Annotated in this window: 21 protein-coding genes; 8 read left to right on the top strand and 13 right to left on the bottom strand. The window is 33.7% G+C overall.

The window, feature by feature from the left end:
- Positions 1-19: 19 nt before the first annotated feature.
- Positions 20-991 (bottom strand): D-alanine--D-alanine ligase, encoded by a 972-nt coding sequence (locus RB618_RS08430; protein ID WP_308068350.1) that lies wholly within the window; start codon positions 989-991, stop codon positions 20-22.
- 318 nt (positions 992-1309) lie between these two features.
- On the opposite strand from RB618_RS08430, the gene RB618_RS08425 reads away from it, so the two are divergent.
- Complete coding sequence (locus tag RB618_RS08425) at positions 1310-1930, top strand: PASTA domain-containing protein (RefSeq protein WP_111377081.1); 621 nt, start codon at positions 1310-1312, stop codon at positions 1928-1930.
- Complete coding sequence (locus tag RB618_RS08420) at positions 1920-2963, top strand: RluA family pseudouridine synthase (RefSeq protein WP_308068349.1); 1044 nt, start codon at positions 1920-1922, stop codon at positions 2961-2963. Before RB618_RS08425 ends, RB618_RS08420 begins: the two co-directional genes overlap by 11 nt.
- 181 nt (positions 2964-3144) lie before the next feature.
- Here the strand turns inward: RB618_RS08420 and RB618_RS08415 are convergent, their stop codons facing one another.
- The 6 genes from RB618_RS08415 to RB618_RS08390 all read right to left on the bottom strand — a co-directional run bounded on the left by RB618_RS08415 (position 3145) and on the right by RB618_RS08390 (position 8240).
- Complete coding sequence (locus tag RB618_RS08415) at positions 3145-3762, bottom strand: family 16 glycoside hydrolase (protein WP_308068348.1); 618 nt, start codon at positions 3760-3762, stop codon at positions 3145-3147.
- Positions 3763-5004 (bottom strand): ATP-binding cassette domain-containing protein, encoded by a 1242-nt coding sequence (locus RB618_RS08410; RefSeq protein WP_308068347.1) that lies wholly within the window; start codon positions 5002-5004, stop codon positions 3763-3765.
- Between the two features lie 16 nt (positions 5005-5020).
- Positions 5021-5866, bottom strand: coding sequence for a sulfurtransferase (locus RB618_RS08405; RefSeq protein WP_308068345.1), 846 nt, complete (start codon positions 5864-5866; stop codon positions 5021-5023).
- A gap of 3 nt (positions 5867-5869) precedes the next feature.
- On the bottom strand, positions 5870-6727 hold the full coding sequence (locus RB618_RS08400; RefSeq protein ID WP_308068344.1) for a ThuA domain-containing protein: 858 nt from the start codon (positions 6725-6727) through the stop codon (positions 5870-5872).
- A 14-nt stretch (positions 6728-6741) separates the two neighbouring features.
- Complete coding sequence (locus RB618_RS08395; protein ID WP_308068343.1) at positions 6742-7131, bottom strand: DUF1398 family protein; 390 nt, start codon at positions 7129-7131, stop codon at positions 6742-6744.
- A 119-nt stretch (positions 7132-7250) separates the two neighbouring features.
- The gene (locus tag RB618_RS08390) at positions 7251-8240 is read right to left on the bottom strand and encodes an alpha/beta hydrolase (protein WP_308068342.1); all 990 of its coding nucleotides are present in this window, start codon (positions 8238-8240) and stop codon (positions 7251-7253) included.
- A 281-nt stretch (positions 8241-8521) separates the two neighbouring features.
- On the opposite strand from RB618_RS08390, the gene RB618_RS08385 reads away from it, so the two are divergent.
- A complete protein-coding gene (locus tag RB618_RS08385) occupies positions 8522-9214 on the top strand; it encodes a hypothetical protein (RefSeq protein ID WP_308068341.1) in 693 nt (230 codons plus the stop codon).
- Positions 9215-9309: 95 nt separating this feature from the next.
- On the opposite strand, the gene RB618_RS08380 is transcribed toward RB618_RS08385, so the two are convergent.
- The 5 genes from RB618_RS08380 to RB618_RS08360 all read right to left on the bottom strand — a co-directional run bounded on the left by RB618_RS08380 (position 9310) and on the right by RB618_RS08360 (position 13557).
- The gene (locus tag RB618_RS08380; RefSeq protein ID WP_111366488.1) at positions 9310-9747 is read right to left on the bottom strand and encodes a thioesterase family protein; all 438 of its coding nucleotides are present in this window, start codon (positions 9745-9747) and stop codon (positions 9310-9312) included.
- Positions 9748-9865: 118 nt separating this feature from the next.
- Positions 9866-10339, bottom strand: a complete 474-nt coding sequence (locus RB618_RS08375) for a DUF1203 domain-containing protein (protein WP_308068340.1) — start codon at positions 10337-10339, stop codon at positions 9866-9868.
- 78 nt (positions 10340-10417) lie between these two features.
- Positions 10418-10879 carry an SRPBCC family protein gene (locus RB618_RS08370; RefSeq protein ID WP_308068339.1) on the bottom strand — a complete coding sequence of 154 codons (462 nt, stop codon included), beginning with the start codon at positions 10877-10879 and terminating at the stop codon, positions 10418-10420.
- A gap of 248 nt (positions 10880-11127) precedes the next feature.
- Entirely contained in the window at positions 11128-12156 is a 1029-nt protein-coding gene (locus tag RB618_RS08365) for a saccharopine dehydrogenase NADP-binding domain-containing protein (RefSeq protein ID WP_308068338.1), read from the bottom strand.
- Between the two features lie 117 nt (positions 12157-12273).
- Positions 12274-13557, bottom strand: a complete 1284-nt coding sequence (locus RB618_RS08360) for a Na+/H+ antiporter (protein ID WP_308068337.1) — start codon at positions 13555-13557, stop codon at positions 12274-12276.
- A gap of 364 nt (positions 13558-13921) precedes the next feature.
- On the opposite strand from RB618_RS08360, the gene dnaK reads away from it, so the two are divergent.
- Positions 13922-15805, top strand: coding sequence for a molecular chaperone DnaK (dnaK, locus tag RB618_RS08355; RefSeq protein WP_308068336.1), 1884 nt, complete (start codon positions 13922-13924; stop codon positions 15803-15805).
- Between the two features lie 129 nt (positions 15806-15934).
- On the opposite strand, the gene RB618_RS08350 is transcribed toward dnaK, so the two are convergent.
- Entirely contained in the window at positions 15935-16537 is a 603-nt protein-coding gene (locus RB618_RS08350) for a hypothetical protein (RefSeq protein ID WP_308068335.1), read from the bottom strand.
- Positions 16538-16719: 182 nt separating this feature from the next.
- Here RB618_RS08350 and corA point away from each other — a divergent pair, with 182 nt between their 5' ends.
- The 4 genes from corA (at position 16720) to RB618_RS08330 (ending at position 24147) form a co-directional block, all read left to right on the top strand.
- The gene (corA, locus tag RB618_RS08345) at positions 16720-17793 is read left to right on the top strand and encodes a magnesium/cobalt transporter CorA (protein ID WP_308068334.1); all 1074 of its coding nucleotides are present in this window, start codon (positions 16720-16722) and stop codon (positions 17791-17793) included.
- Between the two features lie 65 nt (positions 17794-17858).
- Entirely contained in the window at positions 17859-19952 is a 2094-nt protein-coding gene (pta, locus tag RB618_RS08340) for a phosphate acetyltransferase (protein ID WP_308068333.1), read from the top strand.
- 163 nt (positions 19953-20115) lie between these two features.
- Positions 20116-21300 (top strand): acetate kinase, encoded by a 1185-nt coding sequence (locus RB618_RS08335; RefSeq protein WP_308068332.1) that lies wholly within the window; start codon positions 20116-20118, stop codon positions 21298-21300.
- Positions 21301-21402: 102 nt separating this feature from the next.
- The gene (locus tag RB618_RS08330; protein ID WP_308068331.1) at positions 21403-24147 is read left to right on the top strand and encodes a LuxR C-terminal-related transcriptional regulator; all 2745 of its coding nucleotides are present in this window, start codon (positions 21403-21405) and stop codon (positions 24145-24147) included.
- Positions 24148-24268 lie beyond the last annotated feature (121 nt).

Below are 24268 nucleotides of genomic sequence, written 5' to 3'. Positions count from 1 at the left end.
CACCTCAGTATCTTAGCATCTATTTTAAAGCTAACTCAATTGCATTTGTGAATAAATCTTCTAGAGAAATTCCAGCTGCTTTTGCTTGTTGCGGAATCAAACTTTCTGTTGTTAAACCTGGAATGGTGTTCATTTCAAGCATGTGCGGTTCGCCGTTTACAATGATGAATTCGCTTCTTGAAAAACCTCTCATTTTTAAAACTTCATAAGCGCGTTTTGCGGTTTCTGATACTTTTTTAGTCAGTTCGTCAGAGATTCTTGCGGGCGTAATTTCTTGCGATTTTCCTTCGTATTTTGCTTCGTAATCAAAGAAATCATTGTCTGATACGATTTCTGTAATCGGTAAAACGATAACTTCTCCTTTGTAATTGATAACTCCCACAGAAACTTCAGTTCCGTCAAGGAAACTTTCAATGATGATTTCGTTGTCTTCTTTATATGCTACTTCAATTGCAATTGGCAATTCTGCTTCAGTTTTTACTTTTGAGATTCCGAAACTTGAACCTGCTTTGTTTGGTTTTACAAAACATGGCAATCCTACTTTCTTAACGATTTCTGCAGTGTTGATTTCGTCTCCTTTGTTCAAATAATAAGAAATTGCCGTTTTTATTCCGTATGGTTTTAAAACAGATAATAAATCTCTCTTATTGAATGTAAGTGCCGACTGATAATAATCGCAAGAAGATTGTGGCATTCCGATTAATTCGAAATAAGCCTGCATTAATCCGTCCTCGCCTGGAGTTCCGTGAATAGCATTGAAAACGCAGTCAAACGTAATTTTTTCACCGTTTACTGTAACTGAAAAATCATTTCTATCAATTGGAAATTCGGCATCGTTTTGGTCAACATAAACCCATTTTTCTTTGAAAATGTGAATACGGAATCCGTTGTACTTTGTTTTGTCAAGATATTGATACACGACATTCCCGCTAATTAATGATATTTTGTATTCGCTGGAATAGCCGCCCATGATGATGGCAATGTTTTTCATGTTTTTGTTTCAGGTTTTAATTTGTTTCAAGTTTCAGGTTTTGCCGTAAATCGTTTAAACCTGTTTTGAAACTTTATTTGATATGATTTTTTAATAAATAACGTTCTTATGAAACCGAGTGTCCTAGCCCTGATAGAAGCGGCATCCTTTTGTGCCGGGGTTCGGCGCAAAAGATACAGCGGATAGCAGGAAATGGCTTCTGAAATTTGAAATCGAGAATTTTAAAAATTCCAAATTCCAAAGTTCTTTGTTTTAAACAAAATTATCATTTTTTTTGAAACGAAATACTTTATCTTTGTCGCTATTAAAAATAAATTTATGAGTTTACGTCAGTATTTAACAAGCCGAGTTTTTTTCTTGCAATTGCTTGCGGCCGCAGCTATAATAGCTGTTATTGGTTATTTATTTATGCATTGGTTAACTTTTACGACAGATCACGGACACGAAATTGCAGTGCCGAATTTGTCTAAGCTGACTGAGGAACAAGTGGAAAACAAATTGGACGAATTGGATTTGGATTACGTTCTATTGGATAGTGTTGATTACAGAAGTGAATACCCAAAATATAGTGTTGTAGAGCAAGATCCTTTGCCTGGAACGATGGTAAAAGTGGGTAGGAAAATTTATATTAAGATTAATGCATCTGGTTTTTCTTCTGTGAAAATTCCTGATTTAATCGAAAAAACATATCGTGAAGCTGTGCCAACGTTGAAAGCGTTAGGACTTGAGCCAGGAACGATTACGTATATTCCGAACCTTGGAAAAGATATGGTTTTGGAAATGCGTTTGAAAGGAAGAAACTTAAAGGTGGGAGACCGCGTTTTGAAAGCGTCTAAAATCGATTTGGTCTTAGGAGACGGAAAAGCAAGTTATGTAGATGAAAGTCAGGCGACAGATAGTACTGCGGTGCCTGCAGAAACCCCAAGTGATGAACAATAATATTGAAGAAAATTTAGATCTGGAGGACGAATTATTTGAACACTACAGATTTGAAGTCCCAAAAGGTCAAGCGTTTTTACGTATTGACAAATATTTAATGTATTTGATTCCAAATGCCACGAGAAATAAAATTCAGAACGCGGCAACTAATGGAAACATTTTTGTAAATGATATTCCTGTAAAATCAAATTACAAAGTAAAACCTTTTGATGTGATAACGGTTATGTTGTCGCATCCGCCGTTTGAAAATAGGGTAGATCCAGAAGATATTCCGTTGGATATTGTTTATGAGGATGATGCTTTATTGCTTATCAATAAACCACCGGGATTGGTCGTGCACCCAGGTCACGGAAATTACACTGGAACTTTGGTGAATGCTTTGGCATTTCATTTTGAAAATCTGCCAATGAACAGCAGCGAGCGCCCAGGTTTGGTTCATAGAATCGATAAAGACACTTCTGGTCTTTTGGTTGTGGCCAAAACGGAAGCTGCGATGACGCACTTAGCAAAGCAGTTTGAAGCTAAAACTACCGAACGTGAGTATATTGCTCTAGTTTGGGGAAATGTTGTGGCTGACAGCGGTACAATTGAAGGAAATTTAGCAAGGCATTTGAAAGATAGAATGCAAATGGCAGTTTTTGATGATCCAGAAATTGGAAAACCGGCTATTACGCATTATAAAGTTTTGGAGCGTTTTGGTTATGTGACTTTTATTTCTTGTAAATTGGAAACAGGAAGAACACATCAGATTCGCGCACATATGAAGCATATTGGTCATCCGTTGTTTAATGATGAGCGTTATGGCGGTCATTTGATTCTGAAAGGAACGACTTTTACCAAATACAAGCAGTTTATCGAGAATTGTTTTAAAGCTTTGCCACGTCAGGCACTGCATGCTAAAACGCTTGGATTTGTTCACCCAAATACGGGAGAATTAATGCGTTTTGATACAGAACTGCCTCAGGATTTTCAGGATTGTATCGAGAAATGGCGTAATTATGTGAAGTCGCATAATGTTGAGGATGAAAATTAATTAGATAATTTGTCAATTAGAAAATTAGATAATTTATATAGTAATAAAAAAAAGCTCCTTTTGGGAGCTTTTTTGTTTTATCGTATTTCATTATCGTTTCAATATTCTGTAGAGACGCACTGCAGTGCGCCTCTACTTTGTGTTTTAATTGTCTAATTTTCTAATTGACGAATTATCTAATTTAATTCTGCATATATTTAATTCTTAAACCAGTTATTTTGATTTCTCCGTTGGTTATGAAACCCAGTTTTCCTTTTTGGTTTAGATTGCTTTTTTCTAGCGAACATTCTAAAGTTGTTTTATCATCTACGGAAAAGAATAGTTGATTGTTTAAAACTTTAATTTTTACAGCATACCATTTATTGTTTTCTAATTGCATTGGTTTTCTAAACAACGTTTTTCCGCCTCGTTTTCCATACGAATCGTCTTTTTTATCATAAACCCCGTCACCAATTACAATGTTCTGGTCGATTTGATACAAGTATGTTCTAATGTATTTTTCTTTATCCAAATTGAGCATGATTTCGAATAGAGATGCATTTGTCATGTTGACTTTCAAATCAATTTCATAATTCTTTGGAAGCTGTTTTTTTGAAACCAAAACTCCCCAAGGCGAAAGCGAACCGTTTCCGGTAAGAGTATCATTTTTTAGAATCCATTCTTTAGAATCGATTGTCCAATTTGATTTTAGTTCTTTTGAATTGTTTAAAGTATATTCTTTTTTTACTGTTGATATGGTGCTAGAGCACGAAATCAAAATGAATTGTAATACGAGAAATACTGTGAATTTTATTTTCATTTAATTTAATTCTGAGTGATATTTTATTTTTCCGATTGATCCTGTTTCTGAAGGCAAAAGTTCGAAAACAGAAGTAGGAGCAAGGCCTTGTTCGATTCGGTGCGAAACATAAATAATACTCACATTTGTTTCTTGTTTAATAGTGTTAATTAATTGAATAACTAAATCTACATTTTCGTCGTCTAAACCTTCAACGGGTTCGTCTAGAATTAATAACGGCGGATGTTTTAAAACAGCACGAACAATTAGTGCTACACGCTGCTGTCCGATTGAAAGATCTATAAAGCGCTTTTTTCTTAAATGCGTCATTTCAATCACTTCAAGCCATTGTGTCACTATATTTTTTTGATGCGTTGTTGGTTCAGTGTACAACCCGATTTGATCAAAAAAACCTGAGAGAATCATTTGTTCCAACGTATGTCCTTTTTGAAATAAATCGGTCATAGAAGTGGCGAAAATTCCAATTTGTTTTTTAATTTCCCAAACACTTTCTCCAGTTCCTTTTTTTCTTCCAAACAAAAATAAATTCTGACCAAAACCTTTTGGATTATCTCCAGTAATTAATGACAAAATAGTACTTTTTCCAGAACCATTCGGACCAATTAACTGCCAGAATTCGCCTTGTTTTACGGTCCATGAAATCTTGTTTATGATTTTTCTATCTTCGTAACTTACCGAAATATCTTCCAGTTTTATTAATACATTATCTTGAAAGGAATGTGTTTCTGTCGCTTTCGGAATTGAAGCTGTATTTAGTGTTTTAAAATGATTTTCGGTTTTTACAAATGGATGCAATTCAAACGTATTATCTTTTATCAAAGCTTTATTCGGAACAAAATCTAATACATCAACAGTACGATTCAATAATTGAATAATTGCAATAGAATCGGTTAATTTCTGTAAAGATTCAGCTAAAACTACTCGAGAAGCTTGATCCAAATGATCAAATGGATTATCGAAAATGATAAAGTCTGGTTTTTGGTCAATGCAATAACGTAAAAATTCTTTTTTGCGTTCTCCAGAAGAAAATGTTCGTAATTGTCTATTTGAAGTTGTTGAAGCTTCAACGCTGTCGTATTGAAACTCTTTTTCGATAAATTTCTCGATAGCAATATCAGAAAAAAGAATTCCCTTTTGGTTATTAAAAACGGCTAAATCTCCTTTTGCTTCGCCTGCAAGTAAAGCATCTATAAAAGCTTTTTTATTTACTTGATTAGACAAAAGTATATCCCAGTGTTGCATTGTTTTATTTTAAGTATTATTTATTTTCTTTTAAAGCCATTTCGCGATGGTTTCTCGACCATTCGCTCCAAGAGCCGACATATAATTTTGGAATTGGAAGTCCGGCATAATCCATCGCTAGTAATGTATGGCATGCTGTAACGCCAGAACCGCAATGAACGATTGTATTTTCTGATGTTTTATTTCCAATTACAGCTTTGTATTTTTCAGCCAGTTCATTGGCAGATTTAAACAATCCGTTTTCATCCAGATTTTCTGTTAGTGGAACATTGACAGCTCCAGGTATATGTCCAGCAATTAAATCCAACGGTTCTACCAAACCATCAAATCTATTTTTATCACGAACATCGATTATAATGTTTTGATCATTTTTACGAGCTTTTTCGACCTCTTCAATATTTACTAAAGGTAATTTCCATTCTTGCGATTGATAAGCTGTTTTTTCAAAATTCTCAATTCCAGAATTTGTTGTAAAACCAGCTTGAATTGCAGCTTGATAACCGCCGTTAAGAACCTGAATCTTTTCATGACCAATGGCACGCATCATCCACCAGAAGCGCGCGGCGAAATTAGAACCATTTTTATCATCGTAAACCACAATATGATCTGATGGTGAAATTCCTAATGAAGAAAGTACTTTAGAAAAATCTTCTGGAGATGGTAGCGGATGTCTTCCGCCATTTGCAGGATTTTCTGGAATTGCGGCCAAATCACGATTTAAATCAATAAAACGAGCGCCTTTTAAATGTTCTTTTTGATACGATTCAAAAGTGTTTGCGCCAGCTCGAGCATCAATCAAAATGATATTAGAATTAGCAATTAATTCTTGAGCTGTAATTATAGGAGAAAGAGTAGTAGACATTTTTTATTTTTTCTTTGAATTGCCAAGCCAAAGCAAAGCATTCAAAATTAATTGGCTTTGTGTTTTATTTTCAAAAGTGTACGATAAGGTTTTGTTTGTTCCTCCTTCATAATCAATGTCATTATGTCCCATATTTACATACGCCATTTTGTATTTTTTATTAGTCCAAACAACAGGATAATAACCGCTGTGCCAGATTTCATGTGCTTTTGGGCCAGTTCCTAAAGGAAAACTTGATTCGTCTATTGCTAATAAAATCTCAATGTCTGCATTTTTGGTTAAATCGTTAGACCATCTGTACCATTCATTTGGAGCAGAAGTAAAAGTTCTAGGCAGATTTTTGGTTACGGGATGCTGATTTTCTACTCTTAAAACCGCCGAAGTTGGTTTCCACGTATTGCTTCCGTATTCTCCAGAACCTAAAAAAGTACTGTGATACCAGTTCCAATCTTGATTATAGCTCGAATTGTTTAAGGCAAATGCTGAGAAATGAAACCCAATAAAACCGCCACCATTTTCCATATATTTTTGAAAAGCATCACGCTGTTCTTTTTTCTCAGGTCTTGTGTCTAAAAACAAAACCACTTGATATTTAGACAAAAACTTAGCATTTAAATTTTCCCAATTGCTGGTAGAATCGTACTGAAAATGATTTTCTTCTGCTAGTTTCGGAAAATATTTATTGGCTTCATGTACAAAACTGATATGTGCCTGATCGTTTTTTGCAGTATAAAAAGCAATGACTTTAAATTTTGGATTTTCTTTTTTCTTTTGCGAAAAGCCAAATAGAGAAAAGGATAAAAGGAAAACTAGAATGCTTCTTTTGAAAAAGGTTTGGTGGTTTTGGTTAAAAATAGTCATTTATGTCTAATGAATTATAGAGGAATTTTTTCGATTAAAATTTCATGTTCTGATTTATCAAAATAAGTGCAAGTCATTTCCACGATATCAACACGCCATTTTGCAATACCGCATTGTGCACAGTGATTACAGAAAGTCATATAATCGGTTTCGCCATGTTGGTGTTTTACCAAATGTTCTATGAAGAGTTCTTTGTTTGGAAAATCAGCAACTTTTATCTCCGGATATTTTTCTTCGGCAGCCGCGGTATAATTATTTAATCCATAGTAAACAGTGCTTCCGTCATGTACGTAAGTGTCATATCCTTTTACTCCTAAAATGATTAAATCCTGAATGTAATTTGGAAAATCTGCACCTGTTTTTACTTTTGAATGAGCTTCTTTTATTTGTTCTATTGTAAACATATTTATATGGTTTTTAAGTTAGGGTTTGCCACGAATTGCACGAATTTACACGAATTTTTTATTTAAAAATTTCGGAAAATTAATTAGTGTCAATTCGCGAAATTCGTGGCAAAAAAAAATTATTTCAAAAATACGATTAATGATTTTATAAACGAATCAAAAGATTCGATATGTGGCAAATGTCCAGTATTTGGAATTTCTACCAATTTTGCATTCGGAATTGCTTTTTGTGTTTTCTTGCCCAATTCAGCATAATTTCCCATTGTTTTTCTCACTTCTTCAGAAACCAATGGTTTTCCTAAAGCTGTTTTATCTCTCGTTCCGATAATCAATAACGTTGGGCATTTAATATTTTTAAATTCATACAAAACAGGCTGAGTAAAAATCATATCGTACAAAAGAGCCGAATTCCAAGCAACAATATCATAATCTGCTGCAGTGGTCCAGCCTGCGCCAAGTTCGGCCCATTTTTGATAATCTGCATTCCACTTTCCGTCATAATAATTTGCCATTTGATATTGCTTGATGCCTTCATAATTTTGTTTTAATTCCGATTCGTACCACCAGTCAACAGGTTTGTATGGCACAACTAATTTCCAGTCTTCTAAACCAATCGGGTTTTCTAAAACCAGTTTTTCTGTCATTTCCGGATAGATCAATGCAAAGCGCGTTGCCAACATTCCGCCCATGGAATGGCCTAAAATTGTTGTTTTTTGAATTCCTAAATGATCTAAGAGTTTCTTGGTATTTTCTGCCAATTGCTGAAAAGTGTATTGAAAATGGTCTGGTTTTGTCGATTTTCCGAAACCAATCTGGTCTGGAACAATTACTCGATAACCTTCTTTTGTTAGTGCTTTAATTGTAGTTTCCCAATAGGCACCGTTGAAATTTTTTCCGTGGAGCAAAACAATATTTTTCTGATTGTAATTTTCTGGAATAATATCCATATAACTCATTTTCAAGTATTGGCGCTGACTGCTCAATTCGATAAAATGAACAGGGAAAGGATATTCGTAGTTGCTTAAATTAATGTCCAGCGTTTTTATATTTCCTTGCTGGGCAAAACTTAAGAAGGGAATTAGTATAAATAATAATTTCAGTATTTTCATTTGAGAAGCAATTGTTTTTATGATTTATAAAATTAAACCGAACCATTTTTAAAACAAAGCTTAAAATCTTAAAGTTATCAGAAAAAAAGCTTTAGAAAAGGTTTCATTGTTTTTAGTGTTAATAATCGATGATTTATTGAGTTTTTATCGATTAAATGAAGCTGATTGTGAAAATAATGCATTTTGACGAGTAATGTGGCACTTCAAACGACTTCTTTTATTAATAGGAAAATTGTATGTAATTTAGTATCAGAATGTTGTAAGCCTTAAATGATAGTATTATGAAAAAGACAATACTTTTGCTCCTGCTCACAGTCCCCACATTTGCCCAAGAACTCAATACGTTTGATTTCGCAGTTATAAACTCGACCTTAATTTCTGCGAATATTGACCTCGATAAAGGTCGGAGCGTTGTTGCGGCAAATCAAGATCAATATTCGGCCTATTTTCAATACGCTCTTACGATGTGTGAAGACGACATTATTTTTGGTGCTGGAATTGACAAGTCAGAAATCGATCGTACCTATATAGGTTACATCGGAAAAATTTGTGAAAAATTTAGAGCTACAATTGGCATAGGATATGTCGATTCTAGAAGTGGCTATGAAGGAACTTTTACAGGTTTTAGCATCTCATGGCATTTTTCTGAAAATACCTATATCGGCGGAAATTTAGAAAATTTGCATTCGTCCATAATTGATTATGATACAGACGAAAGCTTTGATTATTATAAAAAACTGGTTCCCAAAGTTTTTGGAAGTTATGAAATTATCCCAAAAGTGATTGCTTTTGGGCAGTTGAGTTCAAGAGTAAATGATATTGCTTTAAAATATCAGGTTCGCCGATTTTCTGCGGGAGGATTTTATTCTGGACATTCAGTCGGCGGAATTTTTGGAACTGTCAATGTCGGAAGATTTGCCTTTTCCTGCAGTACCACTTTTGAAAGAGTAAACTTTGGATTGAAGTTTGAATAACGAAATTAAAAATACAGTTTGGTTAAGAGAAAAATCCCAAAGACAATGTCAGCAATTGTTTTTGGGATTTTTTATAAGGTTATGACATCGCTAGTTTATAGCCCAACAAAATCATCGCTTTTTGGGAAAATACTCAAAGCCTGAATTGCAATTTCTGGAGTAGGAGAAGCCAATTTTCTAAGTTTGGTGTCCATCCAAGCTCCGTCTACTGTAATGGTAGCGCAAAGTGTATCATCTTCTCTTCTAAATTCGTGAATGATCGACCAGCGTGAAGCATCGGCTTTCATTTTTGAGGTTTTAGTATGAATGAATATTTTGTCTGAAAGTTTTAATTCTTTTCTAAAAACACATTCTTCTCTAAATAAAACAGGACCAAAGCCTTGTGTCTGCATTACTTTTAATGTCAAACCTAGTTCTTCTAGGATTTCGATACGATGCTGCGCACCAAAATCGTAATAAGCGCTGTGACGAACGTGAAAATTTGGGTCAAGATCTGACCAGCGGAAAGATATTTCTTTTACAAATGAAGCCATTTTTAATATTGTATTTTATTGAAAAATCGAAATTACGAATAAAAAACAAACGAACAGCATAAAATTACTATGCATGCATAATTTTTTCATTTCATTGAATGAAAAAGAAAAATATCTATTATGCTCTTTCGACTAAACAATTATAACAGCCAGGTCTTGCATTGTGAATGTGTATGTAATCTATTTTTTCATTTTCAAAAGTTTTGATAATACTTTCTTTGAGAGTGTTTCCTTCTACTACAGATGCTTCTTTCATCATGCCATTTTTGTCATAACCGCGTAACGAAAGCAATCTATGATTAAACATGAGTGGAATTTGATTGATTTCGAATGCGGGTGTGGTGGCTTTTTTTCGTACAAAAATTGGTCCGCTTGCTTGGTAAGGTGAGGTTGTCTGATGGTGGTTGTACGGTAAAAGAATAACTTCTTCACCAATTTGCGCATCTTCGAGGCTTACTCTGCAAGGAAAACCGGGAAATTTGTCGACTGTCATCTTAACTGCGCCGATTTTTTCTAGTTCTAAATCTGTTAATTCGAAGTAGCCTGAAAATTCTGTATGATTTAAAGACTTGATTGTAAAATTTGCTTCCATAATTTTTTTTAAGCAAAAATCATATTTGTTAGGAAGTAAAAAAATCCAAATCTTGCTCTATTTCTTTGGTCAACATATTTATGATGTCATTTTCGTTAGCTCAACTTCAAGCTTGTCAAAGTTTTCTTCGTTTTTATCGATAACATAAGGCTTTAATTTCTGGCATTCTTCAACAGTTTCAAAAAGCATTTTAAAAACTACTTTTGTGTTATTTTCAGAAATGACTTCAAATGTTGTCAGAATCTGAAAAAGTGGTTTAGAATGACGTTTCCATGCAATAAGATTAGGTTTGTCAATTTTTATGAATTCGCATTCGTTTTCAAAATTTCCTCTTTCTGGGCCATGCATTGTAAATTTCCATCTTCCGCCTTCGCGAAAATCAAATTCATAAAACGTATTGGTAAAACCTTTTGGTCCCCACCAATTTTTTAAATGTTCAGGATCGCTCCATGCTTTAAAAACAAGTTCTTGAGGGAAATTCAGAATTCTTGTAGTAACAATTTCTGAATCTGGTGTTGTGGAAAGAATTTCTGAAGTCATTTTGTACGATTTTATTATTTGTAACGTGTTAATATGCTTAACTCGTTGGGTGAAATTATTTTGAACATATAGAAACATAGTTTAACTAAACTTAAAAAAGGCTTTCACTAGTTTAAATGCACATAGTTTAGCTATGTGTGGAAACTTGTTTCTTCCATTTTCTTTTTTCGACACAAAAAACTATGTCTCTATGTGTTAAAATGCTTTTATTTTTTAATTATACTCAATGGGGTATACTTAGATACAATTTAAATGCTTACGGATTCTGTAACTGATGAAATTGTAATGTCATCGACATTCAAAGATTCTAAAAAATCCGAAGCTTCAAATACTTCGCCCATTGTGGTCACACCCGTTTTATTTATTCGCCCTGATAGTATTCTGTTGATTGCTTCGACAACCAGTGGGGCTGTAACAGCATAAATATCCTGACCTTTAGCAGTAATGCTTCTTGTCGTATTTTGATTGGAAGCAGTTACTTCTATAGCAAATTGCTGAGACGATCTGTTTTTATCATCGACAGGTTTTGGTTCGGGTGTGTTTTCATTTCTTAGCTCTTCGAGAGAATTTTGACTAAGATAAGTGGTAATATTTTTTACATTCAAATGACGAGAAATAGTAATGATTTCTGAAAGGGGCAGGGCTATAATTTCCTTAACTCCTATAGGATTTTTGAAATCCCACTTTGTGACTGGTTTTGCTTCAAATTCCTGTAAAAGTTTATCTTTAAAAATGAGCCTTTTGTAGTGGTTTCGTTCGCCTGTTAATCGGGTTCCTTTTGTAGGATGCCAAGAATCAAGTCCAATATAGATGTTTATTTCTTCTGTTTCGTTCCAGTCATTGGTTATGGCTGTGCTTAGCAAATCGCCAAGTCCGCCGTAAAAGGCGGCAGCAGGAATAATAAGAATTTGATCTTTTCTTGCCTGTTCAGAAAATTGTTCAAATATGTCTAGTACCGGTTTTTGTTCAGCAGTTAAATCAATATAATGACTTCCTAAGCGCAAAGCCGATTTTATAATAGGTTCGGCTGTGTCGAGATAAGGTCCAGCGCAGTTTACAATAATTATTGCATCAGAAAAGGCATTGTCAAGTGAAGCAGCATCATGTATATCAGCTGCTTTTATTGCCGCATCTGGATATTGTTTTTGCAGTGTTTTTAGTTTTTCTTCATCTCTTCCTGAAAGTATTATATTTTTATAACCTTGCCTGTAAAGTTCAGAAACGATAAATTTCCCTGTATGGCCATACGCGCCATAAATTGCAATATTTTCTTTCATGTTGTCTTTTTAGTTTTTTTGAGATAGTTCTCTAAAGTGTTTGTTTATAGCGGTTTAAAAAGCTATGAATTTAATGAAAATAAGGAAAGGATAAAGTTAAATTTGATTTTTTATACTTTATATATTAGAATCAATTTTGTTTTGCGCTGCTTTTTCGTTTACTTTTTTAACGATCCATGGCAGTGTTAATCCTTGCCCGATTAATGTCAATAATACAACTGCGACAGAAATAAAAATAATAGAATTTCTATGCGGAAAAGGAGTTCCGTCTTCTAAGAATTTTGGCAATCCAATTGCAATTGCCAGCGAAACAATGCCTCGCATTCCCGACCAGCTTATAATTAAACTGTTTCCGAAGTCGAGAAGAGCATTTTCGCTTACTTTTCGCTTTTTCTTGTTGTTATTTTTAAAAGCTTTCTGAAGGTTTATTTTTTGAAGAAATATTCGGACCATTCTCGTAAGCAATGCTACAATTGTTATTACTATCGCATAACCAATATAAGGCAAAATCATGTTGCTCTCTATATCTTCCAAAACATATCTGAAATTGAGTCCAATTAAGATAAAAATTAATCCGTTGAGTAAAAAGATAATAACGTCCCAAAGACTTTTAGAACTGTTTTTTAAGTGCTCAGGAAAAACTTTACTGCTTAAACGCGCCATTGCCAAACCTAAGAAAACCACTGCTATAACTCCAGAAACGTGTAAATGCTCTGCAACAAGATAGGTGACAAAAGGCATTAAAAGCATAAAACTCACAACGACATTAATGTTGTTTCTAACCGTTCTTAGTATGATCCCTAATATTTTCCCCATTACCGCACCTACCAAAAAACCTCCTCCTAATAAGAAAACAAATTGAAAAGCGGCTTTCCAGATTACAAAAGTAGCACCCATAACGGCAGCAACTGCAAAATGATAGGCAACCAATGCAGAGGCGTCGTTTATTAAGCTTTCGCCTTCAAGTATAGTTAAGGTTTTTTGGGGTATTCCGAGTCCTTTTGTGATGTTTATGGCAGCTACAGCATCAGTAGCAGAAAGTACAGCGCCTAGTACAAACGATAAAGGCCATGTCATGCCAGGAATCATATAATGGGAAACTACTGCGATCCAAAAAGTAGTGAAAAAAACTAGTGGTATTGCTAGAGAACTAATTGTGCTTATATTGGTTTTGAAATGTTTTGGCGAAATATTAAAAGAGGCATCATATAAGAGCGGGGGAAGAAAAATCAGAAAAATGATTTCGGGATTGATTTCAATTTCTTGAATAGTTGGAATAAATCCGATGGCAACTCCAACAATAACTAGCAGAATAGGGTAGGGAAGTTTGGCTTTGTCTGCAAACGCTGATAGTCCTATTACGGTAGCAAGAATAAAGATGATGATGCTGTAGTTTTCCATTCTTCTAATTTTGAGGAAATGCTAATGTAATTAATTTCAATTTAATGAAAGTATTCTGATTTTATAAAAATAACATCTTATGAAAACAGATGCCCTAGCCCCGATAGGAGCGGTATCCTTTTATGGTGGGGTTCACCATAAAAGATATAGCGGATAGCGGGAATAAGCTTCTTAAAGCCTTCATAATGACATGAAAAAATATGTCGTGCCACGATTGTCAGGTCTTAAAAATGTCATGTTGTCAGATTGTTTTTAGGGCACTGACGCCAAAACTGACAATTTTATTTGGTTTTTTATCTTGGCACAAAGATTGACTTATGCCACCTGAGTTATAAAATTAAATCAAAAATTAAATATATAAAAAATGGGTAAAATAATCGGAATTGACTTAGGTACGACGAACTCTTGTGTTTCTGTAATGGAAGGTAACGAAGCAGTTGTTATCCCTAACGCAGAAGGAAAAAGAACTACACCATCTATCATCGCTTTTGTTGAAGGTGGAGAAATTAAAGTAGGTGATCCTGCAAAAAGACAAGCAGTAACTAACCCTACAAAAACGATTGCTTCTATTAAACGTTTTATGGGACACACTTTTGCTGAAACTCAAGATGAGGCAAAAAGAGTTCCTTACAGTGTTGTAAAAGGTGACAACAATACTCCACGTGTGGATATTGACGGTCGTTTATACACTGCTCAAGAATTGTCTGCTATGACACTTCAAAAAATGAAAAAAACTGCTGAAGACTATTTAGGTCAAACAGTAACTGAAGCAGTTATTACTGTTCCTGCTTACTTTAACGATGCTCAGCGTCAAGCTACAAAAGAAGCTGGTGAAATCGCTGGTCTTAAAGTTATGCGTATCATCAACGAGCCAACTGCAGCTGCACTTGCTTACGGATTGGATAAAAAAGGAACTGATCAAAAAATTGCTGTTTACGATTTAGGTGGAGGTACTTTTGATATCTCTGTTCTTGAATTAGGAGACGGTGTATTTGAAGTATTATCTACAAATGGTGATACTCACTTAGGTGGTGATGATTTTGACCAAGTTATTATTGACTGGTTAGCTGACGAATTCAAAACTGAAGAAGGTATTGATTTACGTTTAGATCCAATGTCATTACAGCGTTTGAAAGAAGCTGCTGAGAAAGCTAAGATTGAATTATCATCTTCTGCTGAAACAGAAATCAACTTACCATACGTAACTGCTACTGCTTCTGGACCAAAACACTTAGTTAAAAAATTAACTAGAGCTAAATTTGAGCAATTATCTGATACTTTAGTAAAACGTTCTATGGAACCAGTTGCTAAAGCATTAAAAGATGCAGGTTTATCTACATCTGATATCGACGAAGTAATCCTTGTAGGAGGTTCTACTCGTATGCCAAGAATCGCTGACGAAGTGGAGAAATTCTTTGGTAAAAAAGCTTCTAAAGGTGTTAACCCTGATGAGGTTGTTGCTATTGGAGCTGCTATTCAAGGTGGAGTTTTATCTGGAGATGTAAAAGATGTATTGTTACTTGACGTAACTCCTCTTTCTTTAGGTATCGAAACTATGGGTGGTGTATTGACTAAATTAATCGAGTCTAACACAACTATCCCAACTAAAAAATCTCAAGTATTCTCTACTGCTGCTGATTCTCAACCATCTGTTGAAATCCACGTATTACAAGGAGAAAGAGCTATGGCTGCTGATAACAAAACTATCGGTCGTTTCCACTTAGATGGTATTCCACCAGCACCAAGAGGAGTTCCTCAAATCGAAGTAACTTTCGATATCGATGCTAATGGTATCATCAAAGTTTCTGCAACTGATAAAGGAACAGGAAAATCTCACGATATCCGTATCGAAGCTTCTTCTGGATTAACTGCTGAAGAAATCGAAAAAATGAAAAAAGATGCTGAAGCTAACGCTGATGCTGACAGAATTGCAAAAGAAAGAGCTGAGAAATTGAACGAAGCTGATAGTACTATTTTCCAAACTGAATCTCAATTGAAAGAGTTAGGAGATAAATTAACAGATGAGCAAAAAACAGCTATCGAATATGCTTTAACTGAATTGAGAATGGCTCACCAATCTCAAGATCTTGACGCAATCCAAAAAGGATTAGACAATGTTAATGCAGCTTGGAAAACAGCTACAGAGGCAATGTACGCTCAAGGAGGTGAAGGACAACAAGCTGCTCCACAACAAGAGCAGTCTTCTGGAGATAACGTTGAAGACGTTGAATTCGAAGAAGTCAAATAATTCTTCAGTACTAAGTAATTAGTGCAAAGTATTAAGATAGAAAACCGAGTCAGAAATGACTCGGTTTTTTTGTTTTGCGTTTAGAGTTAAACCCGACAGGTTTTAAAAACCTGTCGGGTTTGCCATGCATTATAAATTAAGAAACTCTTCCAGCAAAGTAAAATTTTCTCTTTTATTGTGAACAGATTTTAAATTGTCAAGGTTTTCAAATAGTGAAATCACTTTTTCACGTTTTAGTTTAGTTTGTTTTTCAGAAACACAAGTTAAATAAGAACTCCATGGGTATTCTATTGGATGTTCGCAAAAACCATGATTTACGTGATTGTAATGAATGTATTTTATAACAGAACACAAATAGGATTGATTATTGATTAATTTTCTTTTAAATGGTCTTTCGAATAAAGCTCCATGTCTATTGTAACCTTTATTAATTGCTTTTGTGTAAGCATTAAATAAATTCCCAAAAGATTGATGAATAGGTATTATTTTTTTGTTTTCATATTCTTTATGACTTTCGAGAATTTCTTCGAAAGTTTTAATTCTTACTAATAGATGAAAATGATTTTTTAAGAGACACCAAGCTAGTGTTTCTGCAATTGGATCAATATGTTTAGTATAAAGCATTAGAAAGTATTCATGATTTCTATTTTCTTTAAATAAGTTTTCACCATTAATTCCACGATTATAAATGTGATAATATTTTCCAGATTCTAGATTTTCAGTTTTTTGCATGTTTATTGTCAACAAGAGACCCGACAGGTTTTTAAAACCTGTCGGGTTTGATTTAAGTAAAAGTGGTAAAAAGATTACTTTTTTAAAATTTCTTACTTTGTTAAATGTTTCTTATCAAACTGATAATTGTCATTTCTCATTCAGATTCTTTTTCGTAATATTACTATTGTAAATTTTCATGAATGAGAAAGATTAAATACAAGAAAGGGCGCAAGCTGCAACACATTACTTTAGAGTACACTGGCACACATAAAGAGCACGAAACAGAAATGCAGCTTTTTGTATATAATGACGCAGATATTGTCGAATACGATAAGTTTACTGTCTTGGCCTTAAATTCTTGTTTTGATTACACAAAAAACAATTGGCTCAATATTCATGGACTTCATGATATTAATCTTATAAAAACGATTGGGGCTCATTTCAAATTAGATGATTTTCTTCTTGCCGATATTTTAAACACTACCAAAAGAACCAAATTAGAAGATCAGCAAGAGAGTCTGTTCTTCAATATAAAATCGCTTCTTCCTTCTGAATATTCTGATAATATTAGTGTTGAACAATTAAGCTTTATTCTCAAGGACGGGGTTTTAATTTCTTTTCAGGAAAAGCGTAGCGACTTTTTTACCCACATTCGAGAGCGTTTACGTACGCATGCAGGAATTGTTAGAACCAAAAAGGTAGATTATCTCTTGTATTTGCTTTTAGATGCTGTAATGGAAAATTTCTACATTACACTGGAAGATGAAGAAGATAAAATCGAAGACTTAATCAATCTGACTAAAAAAGATGCTAAGCCAATTATTTTAGAGAAAATTGAAAATCATCGCGATAATTTAAATTTTCTAAAACGTTCTATCGTTCCCCTTCGAGATTCACTTTATTATTTAAAAACGAAAAAAGATGACGATGATGATAATGGCTTAATCCAAAAAGAAACGTTCAATTTCTTTATCAGATTGCATCAGAAAAGTTTAGAACTTTTAGATCAGATAGAATCAGATATGAGTGCTTTGGAAAGCGCTTCCAACTTTTATTTTTCTGAACAAAGCCGAAAAATGAACGAAATCATGAAAACGCTGACCATCATATCAGCAATCTTCATTCCGCTTACTTTTATAGTTGGAGTATACGGAATGAACTTTGAAAACATGCCAGAACTCAAAATGCAAAATGGTTATTTTGTAGTCATGGGGTTAATGTTTTTGCTGGTAATAGCCCTAATCATTTATTTCAAAAAACGACGCTGGTTTTAGCCCTGTTTAGCACTTGAAAAACTTGATTTTTATAAATTTGGTATTTAGAATAAAAATAAATAATTATGAGTAAAGCAATATATATAGCCACTAGCGACCATAATAGCGGTAAATCAATTATCACACTTGGGTTAATGAGTATCTTAATTGGTAAAACAGCTAAAGTAGGGTATTTTAGACCTATAATCGAAGATTTTGTCGATGGAGAGGTAGATAATCATATAGAGACTGTTTTGTCGTATTTCAACCTCGATATTGCGTTTGAAGATGCTTATGCCATTACTAAAAGCAGATTGATTAAGAAAAAGAACAAAGGAAAAATAGGAGAGGTTCTAGATTTAATTATTGAAAAATATAAAAAGCTTGAAGAACGCTTTGATTTCGTTTTGGTTGAAGGAACCAGCTTTACTGGCGAAGGAACTTCGATCGAATTAGATTTGAATGTTTTAATTGCCAAAAACCTAGGAATTCCAACCATAATTGTAGGTTCGGGAGTCGGCAAAACTTTAGAAGAACTTTTAGATAGTTTATATCTGGTTTACGATTCTTTCAAACTAAAAGAAGTGGAGGTTTTATCTGTTTTTGCCAATAAAGTACAACCAGAAAATATTGAGCTGGTTACTAATAGTTTGCAAAAAACGTTGCCTTCAAATGTTTTGATAAATACGATTCCGCTTATTTCGAGTTTGAATAATCCGACCATGCAGGAAATTGTAAATGAATTGAATGCTAAAGTCTTGTTTGGAGAAAATTATCTGAACAACGAAATCGGACATTATAGTGTGGGAGCCATGCAACTTCATAATTATTTGGTACATCTGCATAACAATGCTTTGGTAATTACTCCTGGAGATCGTTCGGATATTATTTTGGGAGCATTGCAAGCAAATGAATCAGCCAATTATCCAACCATTTCAGGAATTATCTTGACAGGAAATATTGTTCCAGAAGAAAGTATTTTAAAACTTATCGAAGGACTTTCTGCCATTGTTCCGATTATTGCAGTTGATGGTGGAACTTATCATATTACCAATAAAATAGGTTCTATAAAGTCGGAAATTTACGCCAACAACACGCATAAAATAGAAACTTCGATTAATACTTTTGAAAAGTACGTAGAAATCGAAGCTTTATCGCAAAGAGTTATTACTTTCCAACCCGAAGGTATGACGCCAAAAATGTTTCAATACAATATGGTTAAAAGAGCCAAACAGCACCGTAAACATATTGTACTGCCAGAAGGAAATGATGACCGAATTATTACAGCAGCATCAAGATTGCTGGATATGGATGTAGTAGATATTTCAATCATTGGAGACAAAAAACAAATAGAAAGTAAAGTTGCAGAACTTGGACTTACATTTGATTTTTCTAAAGTAAGCATAATCAATCCAATAGAATCTGAAATGTATGAGGATTATGCCAATACATATTACGAGCTTAGAAAAGCCAAAAACGTAAGTATTACAATGGCGAGAGATTTAATGGAAGATGTTTCGTATTTTGGAACCATGATGGTCTACAAAGGTCATGCAGACGGAATGGTTTCTGGAGCAGCTCACACAACGCAGCATACTATTTTGCCAGCACTGCAATTCATTAAAACCAAACCCAATTCATCTGTTGTTTCATCTGTATTCTTTATGTGTTTAGAAGATCGAGTTTCTGTTTTTGGTGATTGTGCGATTAATCCAAACCCAACAGCGGAACAATTGGCAGAAATCGCAATTTCTTCGGCAGAATCAAGTTTGGCATTCGGTATTGAACCAAAAATTGCCATGCTTTCTTATTCTTCTGGTTCATCAGGAAAAGGAGATGAGGTTGATAAAGTAAGAACTGCAACAGCAATTGTAAAAGAAAAAAGACCAGATTTAAAAATCGAAGGACCAATCCAATACGATGCTGCGGTTGATTTAAGCGTTGGAAAAAGCAAAATGCCAGATTCTGAAGTAGCAGGACAAGCGAGCGTATTGATTTTCCCTGATTTAAATACAGGAAATAACACGTATAAAGCCGTTCAGAGAGAAACTGGAGCTTTGGCTATTGGTCCAATGTTGCAAGGTTTAAACAAACCTGTAAACGACTTAAGCCGTGGCTGTACTGTTGATGATATTATCAATACAGTAGTAATTACAGCCATTCAAGCACAAGGAATGTAAATAATTGTGAATTGTTAATGGCAAATTATGAATTATGCTTTGCCTTAAAAAAACACCTTTATTTCAATGTGAATTTGTGATATTAAAAATATAGAATAAAAAGTTCTGAGTCTTAAAAAAAACTCAGCACCTTAGAAACTTAGCATCTTAGTACCTTAAAAAAATGAAAATACTAATTATAAATTCAGGAAGTTCTTCAATTAAATACCAATTAATGGTAATGCCAGAAAATGAAGTAATCTGTTCCGGAATGATTGACAGAATTGGCTTAGAAACTTCAAATATTACTTTTAAAACAGCTGCTGCTTCGCGAGAAGAAACACTTCCTATTCCGAATCACAAAGTAGGTTTGCAGAAAGTAGCTAATATGCTTTTGGATCCTGAAAAAGGAGTAATTAAATCGACTTCAGAGATTGCTGCTGTTGGTCATCGCGTGGTGCACGGCGGAAGCGATTTTAGCGCAACAGTAAAAATTGATGAAAAAGTTAAGGAAAAAATCAAACAGCTTTTTGAATTGGCGCCTTTACATAATCCTGCAAATTTAGAGGGAATTAATGTGGCAGAAGAAATCTTTAGTTCTGCAGAACAAATTGCTGTTTTTGATACTGCCTTTCATCAGACTATGCCAGAAGTAGCGTATAAATATGCGATTCCAAATTATCTTTTGACAGAAAACAAAGTACGTGTTTACGGTTTTCATGGAACGAGCCACAAATATGTTTCTGAAAAGGCTATTAATTATTTAAAAGATAATTCTAAAGTAATTACCATTCACTTGGGAAATGGCTGCAGTATGGCCGCAGTGAAAAACGGAAAATGTATTGATACTTCAATGGGATTTTCGCCTTCAAATGGTTTAATTATGGGAACTCGTGCCGGTGATATTGACCAGTCTGTTGTTTTTTATATGATTAAAAATTTAGGATATACTCCAGACGAAGTGAATGCCGTTTTATTGAAACAAAGCGGTATGCTGGGACTTACAGGTTACAGCGATTTGCGTGATATTGAAGCCGAAGCAGAAAAAGGCAACAAAGATTGTCAATTAGCTTTACAAATGAATGCGTACAGAATTCGAAAAACAATTGGAGCATACGCGGCCGCTTTAAACGGGCTAGATGCGATTGTTTTTACAGCAGGAATTGGAGAGAATTCATCCTATATGCGCAATTTGATTTGTACAGACATGGATTATTTCGGAATTGAAATTGATCAAACTAAAAATCAGATCCGTTCTAAGGAATTGAGAGAAATCAATTCAGAAAAGTCTATTGTAAAAGTTTTGGTTGTTCCAACTGATGAAGAATACGAAATTGCTAATCAGGTGTTTCAATTGCTTGAAAATTAGAAAGTTTTGTTTTCTACTTACTTATAGGCTCCTTTATGGAGCCTTTTTTATGCTTTCAGTTTAAGTTTTTTGTCAGTATCTTTGAATTTAAAAAATAATATCTTGAAATCGATACTTTTTAAATCCGTTTTCTTCTTTTTCATCGCTTTACAGCTTCAAGCACAAGAATTACTTCCCTTCGTCGAAAATTACAGCAAATCAGATTATCAGGGAGATAATCAGATCTGGAATGTAGCACAGGGAAATGACAATGCGATGTACTTTGCCAACAATCACTATTTGCTTCGTTATGACGGAGTAAAATGGGAAAAATATACACTTCCGAACAAAACTATTATTAGATCAATTCTGATTGAAGGAGATAAAATTTACTCAGGTTCTTATAAAGAATTTGGATATTGGTATAGAAAAGATGGTACTATGCATTATGTTTCAATTACCAAAAATCTCAGATTATTTGATGAAAAAGATAATGAAGAGATTTGGAAAATTTTCAGATTTAATGGTTCTCTTTATTTTCAGTCGTTCAACGATGTTTTTATTTATAACGGAAAAACAATTAAGAAAATTAAGTTTCCTTTCCTTATTTCGTATTGTTTTGGAGTAGATAAAGATTTGTATGTAGCTTCTGTTAGGGATGGAATTTACAAAATGAATGGTAAATACATCTCCAATCCAAAAGGATGGAACGTTTTAAAAAATACGGTTGTCCATGCCATAGAAAAATTTCAAAACACAACATATATTTTTACGCAGAAAAAAGGTGTTTTCATTGTAGAAAAGAATGGACTGAGAAGCTGGGAGCATCCTATAAATGAAACTTTAAAATCGGCAACCATCAATGTGGCAAAATTTGTCAAAAATGATAAATTGGTTATTGGTACAGGGAACCGCGGAATTTTCATTTTAGATTTAAAAAACAATTCTTTTAAAAATATCGAACGCGATAATGTTCTAATGAACAACTCGGTTTTGAGTATAGGGTTGGATAAAGAAAATGATCTTTGGGTTGGTTTAGATAACGGAATTGCGCATGTTGAGATTAATTCTCCTATTTCTTTCTTTTATGACAATTCTGGACTTTTAGGATCAGTGTATGCAGTAGCTTCAATCAACAAGGGATACCTAATTGCTTCAAACCATGGGATTTTTGAATACAGTGCCGGAAAATTTAATATGATGCCCAATACGCAAGGACAAAGCTGGAATATTTCTCAAATTGACGGAAAATATATTATTGGTCATAATGATGGCACTTTTTCGTATGAAAATAATACTCTTACGAAAATAAATGGCGTTAGCGGCGGATGGAATATGGCTAAAAGCAGTATCAACAATACTTATTTTCAATCTACTTACAGCGGTATTTTGGTTTATGATGATCCTTCAAATATGTCTCATTATAAAATTATCAAGGATCTGGCAAAACCTATAAAATATGTTGCTCAAAACAAAAAGAATGAAATCTGGGCAGCTGACAATTATCGCGGTTTGTATCGTGTTTTATTAGACGATAACTACAATACATTAAAAGTTGAAAACGTCACGCAGCAGAGTAAAATACAGAATGATTTTGGAATAAAGATTTTTGAGTTTAGAAAAGAAATACTTTTTCTGATCAACAATTCTTGGTATACCTATAATTCTATATCCAATAAATTGGAAGAAAATGAATTGTTTAATGCAAATTTCAGAAATGTGACAGATGTCGTTTCTATAGATGATGATCATTTTATGGTTCTGCAAAACGGAATCTTATATCATATTTACGCCCAAGGAAACAAATTTGTATGGAATATAATTCAGGAGAAATATTATAAAGGAAAATTGATTAATGAGAATCTAAGAATTTTCAAAAAAGACAATTATTACTTGTTTAATCTTGATGACGGATTTATTTCGCTTAAACTCGAATATGAAAACAAACAAAATTCCGAAGTGAAAATTGAAGCATTTAGCGATGATGTTTTAATTCCAAGCGATGAGAAAATTAAATTCAATACCGAATTAAAAATTAATGTTATCTCTGGGATTTATGGAGCGAGCAGGCCAAATTTATTTTATAAATTAGATAAAGAAAAAGATTTTATTCCAATTTCAGACGGATTGATTGTTTTGAACAATTTGAGCAGTGGCTATCATACTGTTGAAGTGTTCAAACACGATGGAGCAACTTATGATGCAGTTTCATTATATAAATTTAAAGTTGCGGAACCTTGGTATTTTTCATTTTGGATGATTCTATTGTATCTTCTTGTAATAGGAGCAGTTTTGTTTTTCTATTATAAATGGAATAAACTTCGTTATATGCAAAAACTGAAATTGCAGGCCGAGGAATTAAAACATCAGAGAGAAATTCTTGAAATGGAATTGAAGAAAGAAAACGAACTTAATATCCAAGAATACGAAAAACACATTTTAGAATTAGAATTGCAGGCAAAATCTTCAGAAGTAGCGGGTAAATCATTATCGATTGCAAAACAAACTGAAATGATTGACAAAATTCAAGGTATTTTGGAAAGTGAAAAAGACTTTAGTAAACTTAAAAATGAAATTAGAAAAGCAATTAAGATTAATGAAGTAAATAAACACGAATGGGAAACATTTGAAACCAATTTGAATCAAATCCATAATGAGTTTATTATTAATCTTTCTAAAAAGTACCCGCACCTAACACCAAAGGATATCAAACTATGTGTTTACCTAAAAATGAACCTTTCTTCTAAAGAAATTGCTCCTATGATGAATATATCATTTAGAGGCGTAGAACTGCATAGATATCGTCTTAGAAAGAAGTTAAACCTTACTCAAGACGAAAACCTATCAAAGTTTTTATTAACTCTGTAAGATTCCATTTTATTTTTTACAGAATTTATATTTTTCCATATCATTTTTTATATAATTACGATACATCATTACTACATCATAATGTTATGTTAAACGAATTTTGTTAACAATTATGACATTG

The sequence above is a fragment of the Flavobacterium sp. LHD-85 genome, from assembly GCF_030929595.1.
Lineage (GTDB): Bacteria > Bacteroidota > Bacteroidia > Flavobacteriales > Flavobacteriaceae > Flavobacterium.
This window is presented reverse-complemented; position numbering and strand designations above follow the sequence as displayed.

Excerpts from the sequence above, each read along its gene's own strand:
- RB618_RS08430 (WP_308068350.1), bottom strand. The coding sequence starts at position 991 with ATGAAAAACATTGCCATCATCATGGGCGGCTATTCCAGCGAATACAAA.
- RB618_RS08425 (WP_111377081.1), top strand. The coding sequence starts at position 1,310 with ATGAGTTTACGTCAGTATTTAACAAGCCGAGTTTTTTTCTTGCAATTG.
- RB618_RS08420 (WP_308068349.1), top strand. The coding sequence starts at position 1,920 with ATGAACAATAATATTGAAGAAAATTTAGATCTGGAGGACGAATTATTT.
- RB618_RS08415 (WP_308068348.1), bottom strand. The coding sequence starts at position 3,762 with ATGAAAATAAAATTCACAGTATTTCTCGTATTACAATTCATTTTGATT.
- RB618_RS08410 (WP_308068347.1), bottom strand. The coding sequence starts at position 5,004 with ATGCAACACTGGGATATACTTTTGTCTAATCAAGTAAATAAAAAAGCT.
- RB618_RS08405 (WP_308068345.1), bottom strand. The coding sequence starts at position 5,866 with ATGTCTACTACTCTTTCTCCTATAATTACAGCTCAAGAATTAATTGCT.
- RB618_RS08400 (WP_308068344.1), bottom strand. The coding sequence starts at position 6,727 with ATGACTATTTTTAACCAAAACCACCAAACCTTTTTCAAAAGAAGCATT.
- RB618_RS08395 (WP_308068343.1), bottom strand. The coding sequence starts at position 7,131 with ATGTTTACAATAGAACAAATAAAAGAAGCTCATTCAAAAGTAAAAACA.
- RB618_RS08390 (WP_308068342.1), bottom strand. The coding sequence starts at position 8,240 with ATGAAAATACTGAAATTATTATTTATACTAATTCCCTTCTTAAGTTTT.
- RB618_RS08385 (WP_308068341.1), top strand. The coding sequence starts at position 8,522 with ATGAAAAAGACAATACTTTTGCTCCTGCTCACAGTCCCCACATTTGCC.
- RB618_RS08380 (WP_111366488.1), bottom strand. The coding sequence starts at position 9,747 with ATGGCTTCATTTGTAAAAGAAATATCTTTCCGCTGGTCAGATCTTGAC.
- RB618_RS08375 (WP_308068340.1), bottom strand. The coding sequence starts at position 10,339 with ATGGAAGCAAATTTTACAATCAAGTCTTTAAATCATACAGAATTTTCA.
- RB618_RS08370 (WP_308068339.1), bottom strand. The coding sequence starts at position 10,879 with ATGACTTCAGAAATTCTTTCCACAACACCAGATTCAGAAATTGTTACT.
- RB618_RS08365 (WP_308068338.1), bottom strand. The coding sequence starts at position 12,156 with ATGAAAGAAAATATTGCAATTTATGGCGCGTATGGCCATACAGGGAAA.
- RB618_RS08360 (WP_308068337.1), bottom strand. The coding sequence starts at position 13,557 with ATGGAAAACTACAGCATCATCATCTTTATTCTTGCTACCGTAATAGGA.
- dnaK (WP_308068336.1), top strand. The coding sequence starts at position 13,922 with ATGGGTAAAATAATCGGAATTGACTTAGGTACGACGAACTCTTGTGTT.
- RB618_RS08350 (WP_308068335.1), bottom strand. The coding sequence starts at position 16,537 with ATGCAAAAAACTGAAAATCTAGAATCTGGAAAATATTATCACATTTAT.
- corA (WP_308068334.1), top strand. The coding sequence starts at position 16,720 with ATGAGAAAGATTAAATACAAGAAAGGGCGCAAGCTGCAACACATTACT.
- pta (WP_308068333.1), top strand. The coding sequence starts at position 17,859 with ATGAGTAAAGCAATATATATAGCCACTAGCGACCATAATAGCGGTAAA.
- RB618_RS08335 (WP_308068332.1), top strand. The coding sequence starts at position 20,116 with ATGAAAATACTAATTATAAATTCAGGAAGTTCTTCAATTAAATACCAA.